15 protein-coding genes are annotated in these 17,708 nt (G+C 44.8%); 5 read left to right on the top strand and 10 right to left on the bottom strand.

Annotation, left to right across the window (positions count from 1 at the left end; translation table 11 throughout):
* Positions 1–179: 179 nt before the first annotated feature.
* Positions 180–1,589: a dGTP triphosphohydrolase gene (gene dgt / locus MHH52_RS04900; protein ID WP_313638425.1), complete on the bottom strand. Its 1,410-nt coding sequence runs from the start codon at positions 1,587–1,589 to the stop codon at positions 180–182.
* 327 nt (positions 1,590–1,916) lie between these two features.
* On the opposite strand from dgt, the gene MHH52_RS04895 reads away from it, so the two are divergent.
* Positions 1,917–2,552: a polysaccharide deacetylase family protein gene (locus MHH52_RS04895; protein WP_340006992.1), complete on the top strand. Its 636-nt coding sequence runs from the start codon at positions 1,917–1,919 to the stop codon at positions 2,550–2,552.
* Between the two features lie 66 nt (positions 2,553–2,618).
* Positions 2,619–3,593: a helix-turn-helix transcriptional regulator gene (locus MHH52_RS04890; protein WP_340006990.1), complete on the top strand. Its 975-nt coding sequence runs from the start codon at positions 2,619–2,621 to the stop codon at positions 3,591–3,593.
* A gap of 395 nt (positions 3,594–3,988) precedes the next feature.
* On the opposite strand, the gene modB is transcribed toward MHH52_RS04890, so the two are convergent.
* The 5 genes from modB to MHH52_RS04865 all read right to left on the bottom strand — a co-directional run bounded on the left by modB (position 3,989) and on the right by MHH52_RS04865 (position 8,423).
* Positions 3,989–4,651 carry a molybdate ABC transporter permease subunit gene (gene modB, locus MHH52_RS04885; protein WP_340006989.1) on the bottom strand — a complete coding sequence of 221 codons (663 nt, stop codon included), beginning with the start codon at positions 4,649–4,651 and terminating at the stop codon, positions 3,989–3,991.
* Between the two features lie 34 nt (positions 4,652–4,685).
* On the bottom strand, positions 4,686–5,477 hold the full coding sequence (gene modA / locus MHH52_RS04880; protein WP_340006988.1) for a molybdate ABC transporter substrate-binding protein: 792 nt from the start codon (positions 5,475–5,477) through the stop codon (positions 4,686–4,688).
* A 217-nt stretch (positions 5,478–5,694) separates the two neighbouring features.
* Positions 5,695–6,660 (bottom strand): WYL domain-containing protein, encoded by a 966-nt coding sequence (locus MHH52_RS04875; protein ID WP_340006987.1) that lies wholly within the window; start codon positions 6,658–6,660, stop codon positions 5,695–5,697.
* A 199-nt stretch (positions 6,661–6,859) separates the two neighbouring features.
* Entirely contained in the window at positions 6,860–7,546 is a 687-nt protein-coding gene (locus MHH52_RS04870; RefSeq protein ID WP_340006985.1) for a hypothetical protein, read from the bottom strand.
* 190 nt (positions 7,547–7,736) lie between these two features.
* The gene (locus MHH52_RS04865) at positions 7,737–8,423 is read right to left on the bottom strand and encodes a M50 family metallopeptidase (protein WP_340006984.1); all 687 of its coding nucleotides are present in this window, start codon (positions 8,421–8,423) and stop codon (positions 7,737–7,739) included.
* 226 nt (positions 8,424–8,649) lie between these two features.
* Between MHH52_RS04865 and MHH52_RS04860 the strand changes: the two genes are divergently transcribed.
* Together MHH52_RS04860 and MHH52_RS04855 are read left to right on the top strand one after the other, a co-directional pair.
* Positions 8,650–9,117, top strand: coding sequence for a hypothetical protein (locus MHH52_RS04860; RefSeq protein ID WP_340006983.1), 468 nt, complete (start codon positions 8,650–8,652; stop codon positions 9,115–9,117).
* 49 nt (positions 9,118–9,166) lie between these two features.
* Positions 9,167–9,871 (top strand): AIM24 family protein, encoded by a 705-nt coding sequence (locus MHH52_RS04855; RefSeq protein WP_340006981.1) that lies wholly within the window; start codon positions 9,167–9,169, stop codon positions 9,869–9,871.
* Positions 9,872–9,953: 82 nt separating this feature from the next.
* Here the strand turns inward: MHH52_RS04855 and MHH52_RS04850 are convergent, their stop codons facing one another.
* Together MHH52_RS04850 and MHH52_RS04845 are read right to left on the bottom strand one after the other, a co-directional pair.
* Positions 9,954–10,409 (bottom strand): DNA starvation/stationary phase protection protein, encoded by a 456-nt coding sequence (locus MHH52_RS04850; RefSeq protein ID WP_313641894.1) that lies wholly within the window; start codon positions 10,407–10,409, stop codon positions 9,954–9,956.
* A 155-nt stretch (positions 10,410–10,564) separates the two neighbouring features.
* Positions 10,565–12,025 (bottom strand): potassium/proton antiporter, encoded by a 1,461-nt coding sequence (locus tag MHH52_RS04845; RefSeq protein WP_340006980.1) that lies wholly within the window; start codon positions 12,023–12,025, stop codon positions 10,565–10,567.
* A gap of 194 nt (positions 12,026–12,219) precedes the next feature.
* Here MHH52_RS04845 and MHH52_RS04840 point away from each other — a divergent pair, with 194 nt between their 5' ends.
* The gene (locus MHH52_RS04840) at positions 12,220–13,287 is read left to right on the top strand and encodes a GNAT family N-acetyltransferase (protein ID WP_340006979.1); all 1,068 of its coding nucleotides are present in this window, start codon (positions 12,220–12,222) and stop codon (positions 13,285–13,287) included.
* Positions 13,288–13,376: 89 nt separating this feature from the next.
* On the opposite strand, the gene MHH52_RS04835 is transcribed toward MHH52_RS04840, so the two are convergent.
* Positions 13,377–16,052 carry a discoidin domain-containing protein gene (locus tag MHH52_RS04835; RefSeq protein ID WP_340006978.1) on the bottom strand — a complete coding sequence of 892 codons (2,676 nt, stop codon included), beginning with the start codon at positions 16,050–16,052 and terminating at the stop codon, positions 13,377–13,379.
* 50 nt (positions 16,053–16,102) lie between these two features.
* Positions 16,103–17,662, bottom strand: a complete 1,560-nt coding sequence (locus MHH52_RS04830) for a glycosyl hydrolase (protein WP_340006977.1) — start codon at positions 17,660–17,662, stop codon at positions 16,103–16,105.
* Positions 17,663–17,708: the final 46 nt, after the last annotated feature.

Raw genomic sequence — 17,708 nt, 5'->3', positions numbered from 1 at the left:
GAAAATCCAGGAATCACATATAAAGAGAGGTTAGTTAAATGGATGTTACTGCGATACAATGGTATTTAAATCAATAATAATGAACTTGTCCTATAAAAAGAGTCCCTGCTTGTTCATTTAAAAAACCTAAATGAACAAGCAGGGACCTCTTATAAAATGCTTTTGATCTTCTCGTCTATCTAATCCAAATCATAAATCGAGCCGACCTTCAACCCATATAGCTCATTATATATTTTCTCAGCAAAGGCATCCGTCATCCCGGCGATATAATCAATCACCATATGTTCCCAGGTCCAGATCGGATTTGCTTGCTTCTGATCTTTCTCAAAGCGTTGTAGCCAATCTGATGGAATAATGGCTTTAGACGTCTGCGGATCAAGAAAAGCTCCCCAAAGACGGCGCAAAATCCATTCACTACGTTTCTGAAGCCGCTGCACACGTAAATCACGAATCATCGTGACCCAAGCGAAGCTTTTCAGCACGCTTACGGTCCGTAGCATATCCTCATCTTCTTTTCCTTCCTTTATAAAGGTGACCTTCTTCCAGTCCCCATCAGGGATCACACCCAGACTTGCAACAAAGGTGCTGACCCAATAAGCCTTAACTTCACGCCGAGTTCTGGAATAGTCGTTCTCGCAGGTTGGCATTTTCTCCATCCATACTCGAAGAAATGAACTAAGCACCTCTTCGACCTTAGCGCGAATGCCTTCCTCCTCCCAACCCTTCCAGAAGAAATCCTCTAGTGTTGTGATTTTCTCTACGATAAGCCGCTGAATATAGGAATCATGCATAAAGTGTTCATGCACCTCAATCTTTCCAGCCTTAATCCCATCCTCCAAATCATGTGCAGAATAAGCGATATCGTCGCAAAGGTCCATAAGCTGGGCTTCCAACGTTTTCTTACCTGCTGGTATTCCCCACTCTTTGCGAATCTCCGAAATATATGCCCATTCGTGAAGGTACATCCCCTTCTTCAGCGAGGTGCCAGGAAAAGGATATTTATTAATTCCGAGTAGCACTGCATCAGATAGATTTAGTCCATCAATGTTCTCACGCTTCTCCAGAAACATAATCAGCCGATAATTGTGAGCATTGCCTTCAAAATGCTCATAGCGCTGCTTCATCTGCTCATGAATCAGCAGTCTCTCTGCACCTGTTGCTCCAGATTGCAGGGCAGCTTCATTAGTCTTCTTTTCAATAAGCTGCTCCAAAATATTATCGAGCACCTCTTCCCCTTTATGTCCGAAGGGGGGGTGACCAAAATCATGAGCAATAGCTGCGCATTCCACTACCTCTGGATCTATAACAAGCCCCGGATTCTCCGCCTTACTCGTCTCCACCTCTGGGTAAGATCTGAGCAGACTTTTCGCTGCCTCACGAGCGATCTGTGCAACTTCAAGTGAATGAGTCAGACGCGTCCGGTAATAATCACCCGTGCCAGCCCCGAACACTTGAGATTTGCCTTGCAGCCTACGAAAAGTAGGCGAATGAATCAGGCGTGAATAATCACGCTCATAAGCAGCTCTCGACGTTTCTAGGCGGGTAATTTCCGGATACTGCCGGTGTTCTCTTTTCTCAATAAGTGTCATATTCCCACCCCTAACCAAATGTCTGTATATTGAACTTCATTATAAGGTATTTTCATAACAATTTTCACATCAAAAAACAAATGCTGTTCCAATCCCAAAAGTGATGGAAGTAATCCACCAATCTAAAACTAAGTTAAATGGAGAGATTAATCGTGCTATGAATAGTTTAACCATCTATAGGAGCATTCTAAAATAAAAAAAACAGGTGAATACATGAAAACTAGCAGCAAAATTATGATGACTACCCTCTCACTCTTGTTATGCTTCACGAACTCCGCCCTAGGTAGCCCGAGTAAAAACCGCGACTACTACGAAAAGAGAGGAGACATGATTTGGGAAGTACATACTAACCAAAAAGTAATTGCATTGACGTTCGATGACGGTCCTGACCCTTCTGAAACCGATCAAATATTAAAGGTATTAAGTCAATATCATGCGAAATGCACCTTCTTTGCTATCGGAAAAAGAATTGCAGCGTATCCAGAAGTGGCCAAACGAGTCATTTCCGAAGGGCATGAATTAGCTAACCATACCTACAATCACGTTTATTTTAGAAAACCTATTAACAAAGCCCAGTTTGAGCGGGAGCTGAATTTAACCGAAGAAGAGATTGTAAAGGTCTCTGGAAAGCATAGCGCATTGTTCAGACCTCCAGGTGGAATGTATGACGAGACGCTAGTGGATATTTCAAACAACATGGGCTTAAAGCCTATTTTATGGTCCTGGCATCAGGATACACGCGATTGGAATCGCCCTGGAGTGCACAGTATCGTGAACAAGGTTATTCGAAATGCACATAATGGCGACATCGTTCTGTTTCATGATCATGTGCATGGACAATCCCAGACCAGAGAGGCGCTCAAAATTATTTTGCCGGAATTAGAAAAGAGAGGTTTTCGATTTGTCACCGTTTCAGAATTGATCAAGCTATCCAATACACAGCAGGCGGGTAAACCACAATAGCCTAATTGCACAGGACTTCAAAATAGGGTAGTCTTGTCCTAATATGAAGTTCTGGAGGCTTTTATCATGTCTGATAATACATCATATACGACTGAGGAAATTGCCCGTTTACTGAAGATATCGAAATTAAAAGTATATGACCTAATTAAAAAAGGGGAGCTCCCCTCCTACCGTGTAGGAAAACAGATGCGTGTGGATCAATCGGATTTGGAAGTTTACAAACAGAATACTCGGAGTGGCATGGCCCCATCGACATTTCCGCTGACTTTTGCTGGAGCGAATCCTCCAACTCAAGCTGGAGCCCATTCTAGCCATATTAGCAGTAAAGATGCAGGACACAGCCTTGTTATTACGGGTCAGGATATGTCACTGGATATTCTAGCCACCTATTTGGAGCGTCACCTGCCTACTGAGCGCCCTCTTCGTTCTTACGCCGGCAGTCTAGACAGTCTAATTGCTATGTATCAGGGCGAATCGGACATCGTCAGTACTCATCTGCTCGACGGGGATACTGGAGAATATAACCTTCCCTATATCCGTAAAATACTTGTGGGCTTCTCTTATGTTGTAGTCCGTCTGTTGACCCGAAGTGCAGGATTGTATGTTCAAAAGGGAAACCCTAGAGGTCTTCATGATTGGTCTCATCTACAACAGGGAGGGCTCACACTGATCAATAGAGAACGTGGCTCTGGCGCACGTGTGTTATTGGATGAACAGCTCCGATTGCACGGCATTCCAGCCGCAAGTCTATCTGGATATGAGCAGGAGGAGAATAGCCATTTGGCGGTCGCCGGTAAAGTGGCACGAGGAGAAGCGGATGTGGCAATCGGCACCGAGAAGGCTGCCAAAATTGTCGACGGCATTGATTTCATTCCCTTGATTCAGGAGTGTTACGATCTCGTGATGCTTAAGAAGCCGGAGCATGAGCAGTGGATCGCTACAGTGATTGATATTTTACGTTCGCCAGCTTTTCAGAGTGAGCTTGGCTCCATTCATGGATACGATCTCACGGAAACAGGGACGATTATTTACGAGACCTGAGAGAGCACAGGCTTGCGTAGCTGTATAGAGGATCGACGGAAGCAATACATTTAAACATTTAACTGTATTTAGTACAACTATAATTCTTCAAATTATTCGCCAATGGATATAACTGTATTTCCTACACTTATTATCTTGATTTACTACCTTATTGATGGATTTTCTAGTTTTTAATTGTATAGAATACAGTTATAATCCGAATGATCCCTTTTACAAACGGAATAACTGTATAGAATGCAGTTAACTCACAGATTCCATCAATATCCCATAATAATAGCCAACCTCGAGGTCGGTCGGCTTTCACTTGCCCATCATTTCCTCAAGCGACCCACCGCAGACCAAAAACACCAGGCAGCAATACTCCAATAATCGGAGAATCGCTGCCTGGTGTTTTTTTAAGTACGCCGGTTCACAAACATCAACATCACAGCAGACATAACAATAATGGAGCACACCCACATCCAAGCAAGAGTCATGTTGCCGCCATCCACCGCAACATAGATCGCTGTAGGCACAGTCTGCGTGCGGCCAGGAATATTTCCGGCTACCATGATCGTAGCGCCGAACTCTCCTAAACCACGAGCAAAACCCAGAACATACCCAGCAGCTAATGAGCGACCTGCAAGGGGCAATGTAACATAACGAAGTACTTGCAGTTCACTCGCTCCCTGTGCACGCGCCGCATCTTCAAGATCTGGTTCCACGCCTTCAAAGCCCGCCTTCACCGTGCGGTAGACGAGAGGAAAAGCTACGACAACCGCGGCGATAACCGCAGCCCCCCATGTGAAAAGAATCGTATGCTCCGTCATCTGTTCATACCATCTGCCAATCCAGCTACGACGACCTAAGACGACCAACAGCACAAATCCGACAACTGTCGGCGGCAACACGAGCGGAAGCAGCATTACAGTCTCGACCAAGCTATAACCAGGAAATTTCCGACCTGCCATAGCCTTAGCCGCAGCCGTTGCCAGAATGAACACAATGATGCTGGTAATTACTGATATTTTAACGGAAAGCCATACCGGGGCGAAGAAATCAGTCCAGTTTATTTCCATCCTTATCCACCCCGCTTCTACTCATGATTTCTTATTAAGGAAGCAAGAAGCCATAACTTGCAAAAATATCACTAGCTTCCTTGCTCTGAAGATAACTGTACAGCTCCTTAGCCTCCTTCTGATTCTTCGAATTCTTCACGATACCTGCCGGATAATTAATGGCTTTGTGAACATGTGGACCCACTGTAAGGGCGATCTTGGTCTTCTTTGAAGTCAGCGCATCTGTCTTATAAACAAAGCCTGCATCGACATTCCCCGTTTCGACGTAAGAAAGTACCTGACGGACATCCTTCGCAAAGACAAGCTTGTTTTGCAGCAACGTATCCCATACCTTCTTCGCAGCTAACGATTGTTGAGCATATTGGCCTGCGGGCACAGATTCAGGCTGTCCCACCGCTACCTTTTTAAAGGCTTTATCCGTAAGTTGAGTGATCGTAGTTAATGAAGCATTTGAATTCGACGGTACGACCAGAACCAATTGATTCTTAAGCAGAACCTTATGGTCGGAGATGAGTCCACCATCCACTAACGCATTCATCTGTTTATCTCCTGCCGAGAAGAATAGATCAGCCGGAGCACCTTGCTCAATCTGCTTCTGTAGTGTGCCGGATGCACCATAATTAAAGACCAAATCAATATCAGGATGCTTCTTCTCATAGAGAAGAGCCATTTTATCTAGACTATCTTGCAAGCTGGCTGCAGCGGATACTATAATCTCTGTCTTCTTGGTGGCTGCCTCCACCTCAACCACTGAGCCCGCAGATAAACTCACAACCGAAAAGATTGTCAATACCCCAAGAATTCTGATCGTCCATTTCTTAAACATTTCCATTCCTCCCATTTTCATATGTATATATTTGATGCTATTCTAGCATACAGTTTTTCGATTTTCTATAGATTGAGTTTTGTTTGTATATGTTTAGTTATATATTGTTATAATTAGATATTTAGTATTCACAAAAAAGGATGCCTCCAGCAACCATTTAAATGGTTGCTCAAGCACCCTATCTTTCGAATTGAACACAGGTCAAATGAGAACATCACTATTTATAGTGTGAACTCCATTTCTCCAACTGCTGCCTGATCACTTCGCGATAATAGTAAGGCTCTATGATTTCCGCTTCCTCTTCAAATCTCTTAATCCAGCGGACAAATCCGATATCTTGTTCCACTGCAACTTTAAAATGAAAACATCGAGCTTGACGGTCCACTTTGTTTGGCTTAAATGGCAATTCTTCTTTCTTAATTCCTTCCATTATCCGTTCCGAAAATCTCACTTTGAACTCTACCTGTAAACTATCCCGATCGAGTGACCATTTCTGCTTCATAAAGGCTTGCAAATCAAACGCTTCCTTCGAAAAGAAACGATTTAGTGGCTTCACATTTGAAAAATCGTTGATATGATATGTACGAATAACACCTTGATGATGACAAAATCCAATGAGGTGAAAACGACTTTCCAGCGGGACAAGACAATAAGGATCAATGGTGATCCCTTTCTCTTCTAAAGCATTTTCACTATAATTCGCTTGAATGCTTTTTTGCTTTAATAAAGCCTCCAGGATGGGAGTAAGAAAAGAATGTTGCTCCATCTGCGTGCTGTTTCTTTCCGCCCAACCCGCCCCTACTTCTCTTCTTGCACGTTCTATCGTTTCTTCTCTCTCAGCCTTTCGTTTATATTCAGCTGCGACTACTTTTTCATATGCACTTTCAAAATCTATAGGCAGTACATGTTTTATATCTTCCATAATATAGCGTAATTGCGAAAATGCGGTTGCCTCTTCTTCCGACCAATCCAAGGGATAGAGTGCAAAATTCCCAATAAATGCATAACCTTTTCCATGCCCAAGGTGAGTAATAGGAATATGCATGGCGCTAAGCGCGTCCATATCCCGGTATATCGTTCTCTCGCTGTTGCCGCAGCGTTCCGCCAATTCACGGGCTAATATCCCCGGCTTGGCTTGAACAAGTGTAATAATGCGCATCAGTCGGATTAATCGGTCTGTCATATTCAGTTCCCCTTGATTTATGGTTAAATAGACCCATTATTTTATGAAAAAAAGTAAAATTGTGATAGAACTTTTTTACTATGTTACCACATTTTATATTACAATTCTTCTGATTATTTTCCGCCGATTCCGCAAAAAAATCCAATTTATGTATAGGTCTTTTTTCGTTTATGTGCATCCTCATGAGATGTGTCCTATATTAAATCCCACCAATCGCTTTACTGCGCTGCTGATGCTCGAACTCTATCTGTTTATACAACGTTTCAGCCTCTTTAAGCAGCAAAGGATCTCCAGAACGTACCGCGAGCAGCAACAGCTTATCTGCATGACGACCCAGCATCTCGCGAGCTTCACTATACTCTCCTTTATTTCGTAACGACGCTGCCTCCTCAACCGTTTCAGCCGTCTTCAACAATTCCAGATGTTTCTCAACATGAAAGCAGCAAGTATCGCTCAGAATGCGGGTATGATGGGCGTATTCCAGCTCAAGCACCTTCACAGGGAGTTCACGAACACGCTCTACGGTTGGCTTTTTATATTTCCATTGTAGGGATAGCGCTTCATATTTACCTGCTACTGAACTAGAGGTAGTGAATTCCAACCCTATGAATTTACGTTGTCCTGTTTTTATTTTACCAAGCTTAAGCAAGAGCGAATTGCCTTCTCCCGCTTCCATTTCACATCCATAACAGCGCTTAAAAGTTACATGCGGCTCAAGCCAAACTCGTAGTTCAATATCACGTGCAACCACTTTATGGCTGCTGGGTCGGCTATGTTCTGAAAGCATATTCCCTTTCCATTCGACAAGCAAAACAACATCGCGGTTGCCACCTGCAAAAATACGATCTTGACCCCACGTAAATATAGGATGAATACTTTCCATCATATTTTCCACCTCTTTCTTTTTTTGGGTCTTCTATTAATGTACCAATAATGGCGGACAGCTCCATGTCATGGAATGTATGTTCGGTTCTATATTATCGACAAAAAAAGAGCCATTCTACATACTAAGTAGACTGACTCTCGCAAAAACAACCCCTTTTGTCTGTTTATGACGAAATTTTATGTTTTTTTCTTCATCGGCTTTGAAGTTTAGGCTGCACTCTCTCCCGCTTAAAAAATAGTCCCAGCGCCCATTTGGCGCAAAACAGAGAAAAAATAAAAAATAGGATTGCCCAAAATATGGCTGGTACGGATGTCATCCTTGCCAGGTTACTGGCATCTCCCGCACGGGATGGGGATACAACGGCCGCATATACCAGAAATAAACTCCCCATTACAGACTCTTCTAAGGTCAGAAAAGCCAGTAACAAATAATAATATTTGCTAGCCTTTTTCCACACCACCAGCATTAAACCATTCAGCGCAATAAACCCACCTAACCACATCATTCCGAAGCTTCCCCGCACGTACATTAGCAGCATAATCAATGCTACTGTAGTAGCTAAGATAAGTCCCCAATCATGCCGGCCTTTACTATAGAGATAGAAGAGCAGCAATGCGAACAAGGATGCCATCAAATAACCAGATAGCGATACCAGTATCGCTCTGCCTCCATCTTGAATGGCTGAATAGGTGACACCACTATGATTCGCGTATAGTTCAATCCGCAGCACACTGCCTGACAGCAGTAAGGTCACCAGCGCATGACCAAATTCATGAATCATCGTGTCCAAATTCCGAAACAAAGATGAGAATGGAATCAACCTCGTCAAAAAAGCAGAGCCGACCAAAAATAACATTGTCTTAAGCCATTTATTCATTCCGTAGCAACCCCTTCCCGTCCAAAGTATACGATAAATAGTCCCTCTTCTCAATCATGAAGAGCATAGCCTGATCGTTCTTTACAAGGAAGTGTAACCTCACTTCAACCTGGCAAATAGTACTGACCCAAGAAGCCCAATTCACGTTTAGCGTACGCTGTCAGAAGCTGTCAAGCTGTGTTAAAATAAAAGAAATAGAAGCCTAAATTGGGTGGTGATTATATAGATGAAACAACTTAAATACCGTAAATATCTACAGCTGTTATGTTCGCTCCTGCTTCTGCTGGCCCTTTCCATATCTCTTCCGGCCCCAGTAGCAAAAGCCAATATATTCAGTGATATCTATAATGGAGTCAAAAGTTTCTCTGAGCTTCCAAACGAAGTAAATGAATTGAAAGAGGGATTTCAACAGACAGCTGAAGAACTACAGCAGGCTAAAGATAAGCTTGCGAATAGCATGCAGGAGATGGAGGCCTACCGGACACAGAACGAAGCCCTACAGGAGCAGAATCGCCAACTGACGCAGATGGTTGATGAATTACAAAATGACCGGACGGCACGCGAAGAATATTATCATAAAATCAAAGTGACTATTTTTACAGGGATTGGTCTAATCCTGGGGTATTTTATACTCATCCGTTTCATTCGTTTCAGCATGCTTTACCGTTCTAGAAAAGGTGACCGTCTGCGCTAATCCTGAACATTCTGTAAAGATCACACTCACAGCATGAGGGAGATGAAAAATGAATATCGATGTCCAAGATGAAAGCGACAGCGGGAGCGGACAAGCTGTAACCTTCTCCCTTGGGGAGAAGGAAGAGGTTCATGTACTGCATCCACAGCAAATCATCGCTTATCAAGGGCCTGCCACTGGACGGGCAGACAGATTTATGGATGTTAAAGGTATATATCGCAAGCGAAAATTGATTCGTTCTGATATGTCTGGACCTTGCCATTTTGTCGCCGCTCTTCCACCAGGTTATCGGGTTAAGATTCTTCAGCTCGATGGTAAAAGCGATTTACTGTACGACTTTAAACATCTCTTCTTCTACAGCAAGGGAGTTACGATGGATACACGGGTGCTGAGCATGAAGAATGTGCTCGTTACACGAGATATTGTGAAGGTGAAATTTACGGGTAAAGGCATCATTGGCATACTGACGGAGGGTACGGTCTGTGAAGCTGAGCTTCATCCGTACAATCCACTCTATGTTGATGCAGGCAGCATTATTGCCTATCCTGAGAATGCGAAGCTGGAGCTTACTGTTTACGGCAACCATTTGGCTAGCCAGCATATGAGTTATCACTGGAAGATGACGGGCCACGGCCCTGTGTTGTTTCAGGCAGGACGCCAGAATCGCCGATTTGAAAGAGATAATAACGATGATGGAATTATTAAACGATTTCTGCGCGAGGCCGTACCATTTGGCGGTGTGTTTATTAAATAGAAGTGTTCAAATGAAAGAGCGCCATGCGTATTTCTATACGCAGGCGCTCTTTGTGTGTTCTATCCCTTATAAGGACGTTGTCTTAGCCGATAAAGGCATTCAACATCCAAGCATGTTTCTCAATACTGCTTCTGATGCCAATCAGCAGATCCGCAGTCGGTTGATCACTCAGTTCTTCTGCATTAGCAATTGCAGCTTGCAGTTCTTTAGCAACAGTCTTAAAGTCTCTAACTAGCTCCAATACCATACCCTTGGCATCTTCACCACCGCGGGCTTCTTGTAAGTCAGAAAGCTCAAGATATTGTTTCATAGTCGAGGCAGGTTGTCCACCAATAGCAAGCAGACGCTCAGCCAAATCATCCGCATAACCAGCAGCTTCATTATAGAGTTCTTCAAACTTCTCATGCAGCGTGAAGAATTGCGATCCGCTAACGTACCAGTGATAATGATGCAGCTTCACTCCAAGCAGGAACCAGTTCGCGGTCTGGCGGTTCAATGCAGCATGCAGTTCAGTATGGCTCTTTAATTGTGTAGTCATTAATAAAACCTCCTATGGTTCATTATTTTAATTGTATTTAGACTCGTTCTAAATCTATATACAATTTAACATACTCTTTTGCGTTTTGCAACTATTCTGGAGATTATATGTTGCCGATTCTAGCACAACTTATGTTACAAAGCCTATTATGTGTGTCACACTTTAGAAAAAGAGCCTCTGCTGCGGAAGAAAGCCCTCATCTCATCTCGCTTGCTCTTTGGACTAAGTACATACACAGTATCCCCAGGCTCAATAACGGTATTGCCATGGGGCGTAACAATCTTTTTATTCCGGATGATCGCCGTAAATAAGATGTCCTCGGGAAGTCCAATTTTTGAGATTTTCTGTCCGGCAATAGGCATATAAGGCTCAATTCCAATATGGTTGAACTCAGAGTCCGTCTTGCCGAGAGCGACCAGCTCCATCAGTGAAGGCTGAGCTGAATCTTCTTGCCCCACAAGCTTCAACCGTGAAGCCAGCGGCGAAATACTTGTTCCCTGAATAACCGCTGAGGTCAGCACGACAAAGAATACAACATTGAAGAATAATCGTCCGTGAGGCAGGTCGGCCAGCAGCGGATAAGTTGCTAGTACAATCGGAACGGCTCCACGAAGTCCGGCCCAGGAAATCAGTGTCTTTTCGCGAATCGAGAATTTGGAAAAGTGCAGGCTTATAAATACACCGATTGGCCTAGCTACAACCATCAGAATGACGGATAACAAGATGCCTTGCCAAGCCACTTCCGCCAGCTCCTGTGGAAATACCAGCAACCCCAGCAGAATGAACATGAATATTTGCATCATCCATGCAAAGCCATGACTAAAATTCATAATGGTACGATGATACATCAGCTCGGAATTGCCAAGGGTAAGGCCCATAACATAAACAGCCAGCAACCCACTGCTATGTACCCCTGCGGCTAACCCGTAGGTCAGAACAGCAAATCCGATGGCCATTACTGGATAAAGACCTGTGGAATCCAGGTTAATTCGATTGATGCAGTAAACTGCGATCTTACCCAGCACAAAACCCAGCACTAAGCCAATTCCCATCTCCCATATAAAAGACAACAGGAGCCCCCATATCGCCATATCCGGATGCTGTATCCATTCGATCAGCGATACTGTTAAAAAAACGGCCATGGGGTCGTTGCTTCCTGATTCTGCTTCTAGCGTCGAGGTCAGACGTTTATCGATATTCTTACCGCCGAGTACCGAGAATACGGCCGCCGCATCTGTCGATCCAACGATCGCTCCAAACAGAAAGCTCTCTGCCCATGACACATCGAGGATCAGCTTGGCGAATACCCCTACAATAGCTGTCGTCAACAATACGCCTACTGTGGATAAGGATAATGCCGGTCGAATAATAGGCTTGATATCCTTAATATTGGTCTGCATGCCGCCTTCGAATAGAATGACAACCAATGCGAATATCCCAGCCATTTGTGTTAAGGAAGCATTGTTAAAAAAAACAAATTGGCTTAGCACCATCCCCGCAGCAAGGAAAAGCACTAGCGCTGGCATTCCAAATTTAGTGGAGAACTTGGTGGAAAATACACCTATGAGCAGGAGCGCTGCCAGCAATAATATAATATTATCTGCAAGTTGGGACACCGATTATTCACTTCCCTTTCTCTTCTAGCTTAAAAATATAAGGGGCTTCCTTATTTATGTACGTTATTACCCTTCTCCACATCCATTTGAGACATTGAATAATATGAACAAGATTGGAGATTTCATCCCCCGGGGCTTATACTTTATGTAAATGCTTTCTTCCCCATCATTTGTACATATAGGAGCTGACTGTTATGCAACTGAGATTAATTAAACCTACGGAGCTGGACCAAGCCGCTCTACTCGCTGATTCCATCTTTCGTGAAGCGGGTGCCATTTCAATGAAAGAACTGTTTCCACTGATTTTCCGCCCTGGACTCAGTCATTCTTACGCAGCTATTGCCGAGGATGGAACGGTTGCAGCTTTCATGGGACTCGTACCCTCTACGATCAAGACTGGTAATGATTACCTAGACGTATTCTCCATAGGTGCTGTCTGCACGGATCCAGCTTTTCGTGGACAAGGGCTGGCGGGCCAGCTTCTTCAGCTGTGCCAGACTCATGCTGCGGAAGCTGGCGCATCGCTGATTTTTGTCTCTGGTGACCGCTCGTTGTACACCCGAGCGGGGTGCGTACCGTTCGGAGGTACGCAATTTGCTGAGCTGAGCGCAAGCTCAGCTCAGGCACTTGCAGCCGCAGCAGGGGAAGAATGGACGCTGCGGCCAATGCAGCCGGGCGACTTCTTCGCCGTCAACCGGCTGCTAAACGAACGCGAAACCGGACATGTGTATAGTCCGGGTGAGCTGGCGCTGCTGCTGGGGACCGAGGCTTACGCGGGTGTGGTGGGCTTAGCCCAGCGCACACTCGTAGCCGTACGGGACGGCAGCATCGAGGGGTTCGCCGCAGTTGCTATGCCAGCGGCGGCGGATGTTCCAGCGCCGAGTGCGGCGACGGCGCTGGAATGGGCCGGCCAGCCGCAAGCGGTTGCGGCGCTGCTGGCCAAGGCGGCCCTGTGCAGCGGCGAAGGCACGCTGCAGGTGCCCGTGCCGTGGCAGGAGCGCAGCCTGCTCGCGCTCTTGCGGGACGCCGGCGCCAGCCTAAGCGGCGGCGCGAACAGCGGGACGGTCTGCATCGCAGACCGGGAAGCGCTTTTGCGGCAGACCGAAGGATGCCGCAAGAGCCTCGACTTGTCGTCCGTGCAGGACGACAAGGAGCTGATCTCGCTGCTCTTTGATCCAGCGAGCCCGCTTCGATCCTCTGATTCCTCAGAGGCTTCCGATGCCATTTCTTTGCCGTATATGTCCGGACTACGTTTCATTTAACAGATTTAAATAACATAAATAACCTCTACGGGAATTGTCCCGAAGAGGTTATTTAGTATGCACTTTAACTATTCACGTTCAGCAGTAGATTAGTCTCTGGAATATACCTGAAGCTCCTGTATAGACCAGTAATTCCCGTCAGCTCCGGTCTGCACAATCTTGATGTACCGTGTATTTACCTTAGCGAAGACAATCTTGGTTAGTTCCTTTCTTCCAGTACCAGAAATAATCTGCGTCCAACGCTGAGCATCATTCGAGACATACACTTGATATTGTCTAGGATAATCGTAAGGAGATAAGCTATTATCTAGATCAATGCCTTCAATGTTATATGCCTTCCCTAGGTCAATCTGATAATATTCTCCCGATTCCTGATGTTTCCCGGTATCCCAGCGTGTACGCCGATCCCCATCAATAGCATTGTAAGAGCTTCCCGTGTTCCTATTCGAGGAAACCTTCCATTCCGATCGTTCCAAAGAAACCAATCCAGTAGCTGTAATCTGTATCTTGTCAGACGTCTTACCTGAGCCTGTTACTTTTACAGCATACGTATACAACGTCCCTTCCTGTAAATTGCGATCTGTATAATGAGTTTCTTTTATATTAGAAGCAATAGTCTTCAGTTCGCCCCCATTTCCAGTCGCTCGCAGCAGTTCATAACTAACGCCTGGAGCCTCTAGCCAATTCAATTGGATAGACATTCCTTTGACAACAACAGCTTTAAGTCCCTGAGGTGCAGTATCGACGACCTCTGACGAAGGCTGCAAAATATACTGCACGGCCTCGCCTGGGGCCAGCGTTTCTTTAAATGTGAGCTGGGGGGAAGCCTTCTTCCCGGGCACATAACTTCGTGCTTGCTCATACGTATCTCCATTACCAAAACGTTCACCTTCATATATAGCTTGTTTCGGCATCGTGACGTTCACATTGATGGTCTGTGGTGTAGTCTCAAAATTGATGAGATTCACAAGCACTTTGTTTGAGGTAGCACCACTTCCAGCCAGTGGCTTCAAGGTAGAGGTATCCACAGCCCGGACGTAGACAAGCTTATCCGCTAGGGCATTCTTATTGGTAACCTCGTAGGTTAACGGAGCTCCGTGTGTAGCATAAGCAAGACTTAGTCTTCGCATAATGCTGACACGTGAATCCTCGTTCTGTTTCGTATAATAAATCTCTGTCGAGGCCGGGTCATGCTCCTCCAGATTAAAATCATATTTAAATAAACTAAAGTCCTTGAAAAAAGCAGCATGCTGCACAAACATATCTGCATAACCAATCTGCGCTCGCATGATCCGATCGAAAACAGCAGCTGTGCGCTCGCTAGCCCCATATTGATAAGCATCTTTATGACTATCCGAGGTCCCAAATTCAGTAGTCAGCATGTTTTTGCTAAGCCCATCCACCGCACCACCGAATGTCTTTAAATTCTCGGTAAAACTGCCACCTTCGCTATCACTATAGGAATTTCCATAAGAGTGACCATTCGTCAGATCCGTAACCTCTTCAAGCTCCTTACGCTGCTCCGGATCCCGCTCCCAACCATCTGGGTCACCACATTGTCGCACGCTCCCTTTTTGATAGCCACAAGGCTTCTCCTTGTAGCTCGGCCAATATGCCCAGCCTGGTGCAACCGTAAGCAAATGTGGGACAATTTGTTTCCCCTTCTTATTCAACCAATCTGCAATCGCCAAATTTACAGCCTTGGAACGATTGAATAGTCCTGGCTCATTATCCACTTCATAGTACTGAAAATAGGAACCATACTTCTCGAAATAATCTGTCAGCTTCTTAACCGCATCATCCGGCAGTGAGCCGTCGTTCTTCAGTTTAATATCACCGGTATACAAATGCAGTGCGACTGCCTGCGTATTATAATCTCGTAATACCTTGTAATATTCCTCCATATTAGAGCAGGAGCGGTCTACATCACTAACACAGCTGGCACGCATAATATTGCCACTGTAAGCTACACCGAGCCATTTCATCACATAAGGTAAATGGGTAACCGCGCCTTTATCAAAATAAAACTCTTTATTATTCACGGCCGTACCCGTCAGCGTATAGTTACCGTGGATCGGCTCTTTTATGGGTGTATTTAAAGATTCCAGACTTAAATCATCCCAAGTCCAGCCTATATATTCATCTTCCTTCTCGGAGCAATATAAGCAACGAGTCGTTTGCAGCTTCAATTCATTCGTTCCTGTCTTCAACTGCTCTTTAGGAATATACAGTTCATAGGTTTTGCGGAAGCCGTACTCACTTTCTGTATCAGCAATTCCTGCAATCTGAATTATCCCTGAAAGCTGCCGATTAGAAAGTACACTCATCTGCGGAACCGATTTATAAGCCTCAAGAATACCTACACGAAATAAAATCCCATTCGCCGGAATCTTGTTCAGCTGATAATTAATCCGTAGCTCAGGAAATGTCTTTCCATTAAGACCAGAGGGGATATTCTGAAGTTCTGAGGCTTTGACGGTAGATGAAGTAATATGAATGACTGTATGGTTATCTGAGGCGTTAATGTCTGCAAATTCATTCGATGATCCATCATGCTGCCCGAGTCTCCAGATCATTGTGCTCTTTGGGAACTCGGGACCCAAATCTTTACCAGCTGCAACGTTACCCACCTTACCTTTTGAGGTCCCCTCCATACCGAATATAGAGACAGTCATTAGAAGCAAGACAATCAAAGTAGAGGATTTTAGCAGGATCAGTAAAGGTCTATTTCCACTCAACTTCATTCTTCTATTTGTTGTTTCCATCCCCATGTCCTCGCTTTCTTTCAGATGTCTGCCCGTAAAGCTTTAATAAATCAAGGAAAGAATAGTGCGTTTTGAGGAATCACCGTCTGTTTCTGGCGTGGGCTTTCCCACATTAGACGAATACTTGCGTCTCTGCGATTCTCATAATATTCAATTTTGATATCATGCAAGATTCCAGCTGTTAATTCAATGCTCCCCTTATTAAGGGTAGCGCTATGATCTCGCCAATCGTCAATAATCAGCTTGCCATCAATCCAGACGCGGACTCCATCATCGGAAGACACTGAGAACGTGTATTTTTCACTATAAACTGGCTTGACCTTCCCCTGCCAACGTACGGAAAAGACATCCTTCTCAACCCCCGCTGCTGGTGCTTCACCCTGCCAATTGAAATCAATCTTGTTATCATTACGCGTAACTACCGGTTGGTCAGATAGATCAATATTATTAAAGTATTCTCCAGTCAACCCGTTTCGCGAGACTTTTGCTGCTTTATGGCTAGTAGTAGCCGTTGTCACCATATAATCCTCTCTCGATACGGTGTAGCGATGACTCATGAAATCTTTGATCTGCTGCAGGGTATTATTCTCGGTGAGCATCTTCCCCCATGTCATCGTGTACACCCATTGATTCTGCGTTTTGGATAACATGCTGGGGTTAGGAAGCTCTCCGCTTTCGCCAATTCCGATAGGTTTACCTGCGGCAAGCTTAAGCAAACCGTCATAATAAGACTGCTTATAATCGTTATTGTAAATATCTGCTGCCAGTACATCGACCTTATCTGCTCCCGGATAATAAGCTTGATATGGAGCTGACCATTCATTCGGCGCATTGGGATTCCAAACCCACAACAGATTATTCAGCTTGTGTGTATTCACTAAACGATCGTACATCAGGTTCCAGAGCACAGTAAAATTATCTTTACATCCCCACCAGAACCAATTGCCGTTCATTTCATGATAGGGTCGCCATAAGACTGGAACGCCAGCATCACGCAGTTCTCCTAGATATATAGCAATCTCGTCAAAATCAGCCATCAAACTCTGATATTGAGAGGTTCCAGGGGTAACGTAAGCATTAAATTTCTCCTGACTTAGTTTCATGGATACGTTAGACCATTTCAGAGAAGTTCCCGGCAGACTCTGATGGAACGTCATCGCTACGATGCCGCCCTCCCTCGACCACTTGATCGCACTATCGACAACAGCTTGACGCTGAGAAGCAATTGTAGCTTTGGATTGGTTAGTTATAGCTCCTAATTCGTAACCATGTAATACGGCATGCTCGCCAGAGGTGTTCTTTACCTTATTATTGAGTTCATCCGGACTTTCCAGATAATCGTGCTGACCCGCCATAATCCCTTTTCCGCTGAAATTCGCCAAATCATTAAGCAATTGACTGGCTTCCTCAGAAGCTAAAGGATTAATCGGTATCGCTGGTATTGTAATGGATGTTGTTGTGTTGGTAGTTGCTGTAGTGGTGGCTGATGTGGTAACACTCTGAGGTTCAAGAAGGCCGCGTGCCTCACTCAACGGTAGAAAAGACAAAATAAATACAGTAAGGATGGGCACGACAGTGACAAGAAACGGGTACTTACAATAAAAGCGCAAGTTAATCCTCCTTCCGGCAGCCTCCACAAGTGCTCAAGTGATCATA

Origin of the sequence: Paenibacillus sp. FSL K6-0276 (genome assembly GCF_037977235.1) — a bacterium.
Taxonomy (GTDB): Bacteria; Bacillota; Bacilli; order Paenibacillales; family Paenibacillaceae; genus Paenibacillus_AQ.
The sequence above is the reverse complement of the archived record's forward strand: the minus strand, read 5'-3'. Positions and strand labels throughout refer to the sequence as shown.

Excerpts from the sequence above, each read along its gene's own strand:
- dgt (WP_313638425.1), bottom strand. The coding sequence starts at position 1,589 with ATGACACTTATTGAGAAAAGAGAACACCGGCAGTATCCGGAAATTACC.
- MHH52_RS04895 (WP_340006992.1), top strand. The coding sequence starts at position 1,917 with ATGATTTGGGAAGTACATACTAACCAAAAAGTAATTGCATTGACGTTC.
- MHH52_RS04890 (WP_340006990.1), top strand. The coding sequence starts at position 2,619 with ATGTCTGATAATACATCATATACGACTGAGGAAATTGCCCGTTTACTG.
- modB (WP_340006989.1), bottom strand. The coding sequence starts at position 4,651 with ATGGAAATAAACTGGACTGATTTCTTCGCCCCGGTATGGCTTTCCGTT.
- modA (WP_340006988.1), bottom strand. The coding sequence starts at position 5,477 with ATGTTTAAGAAATGGACGATCAGAATTCTTGGGGTATTGACAATCTTT.
- MHH52_RS04875 (WP_340006987.1), bottom strand. The coding sequence starts at position 6,660 with ATGACAGACCGATTAATCCGACTGATGCGCATTATTACACTTGTTCAA.
- MHH52_RS04870 (WP_340006985.1), bottom strand. The coding sequence starts at position 7,546 with ATGATGGAAAGTATTCATCCTATATTTACGTGGGGTCAAGATCGTATT.
- MHH52_RS04865 (WP_340006984.1), bottom strand. The coding sequence starts at position 8,423 with ATGAATAAATGGCTTAAGACAATGTTATTTTTGGTCGGCTCTGCTTTT.
- MHH52_RS04860 (WP_340006983.1), top strand. The coding sequence starts at position 8,650 with ATGAAACAACTTAAATACCGTAAATATCTACAGCTGTTATGTTCGCTC.
- MHH52_RS04855 (WP_340006981.1), top strand. The coding sequence starts at position 9,167 with ATGAATATCGATGTCCAAGATGAAAGCGACAGCGGGAGCGGACAAGCT.
- MHH52_RS04850 (WP_313641894.1), bottom strand. The coding sequence starts at position 10,409 with ATGACTACACAATTAAAGAGCCATACTGAACTGCATGCTGCATTGAAC.
- MHH52_RS04840 (WP_340006979.1), top strand. The coding sequence starts at position 12,220 with ATGCAACTGAGATTAATTAAACCTACGGAGCTGGACCAAGCCGCTCTA.
- MHH52_RS04835 (WP_340006978.1), bottom strand. The coding sequence starts at position 16,052 with ATGGAAACAACAAATAGAAGAATGAAGTTGAGTGGAAATAGACCTTTA.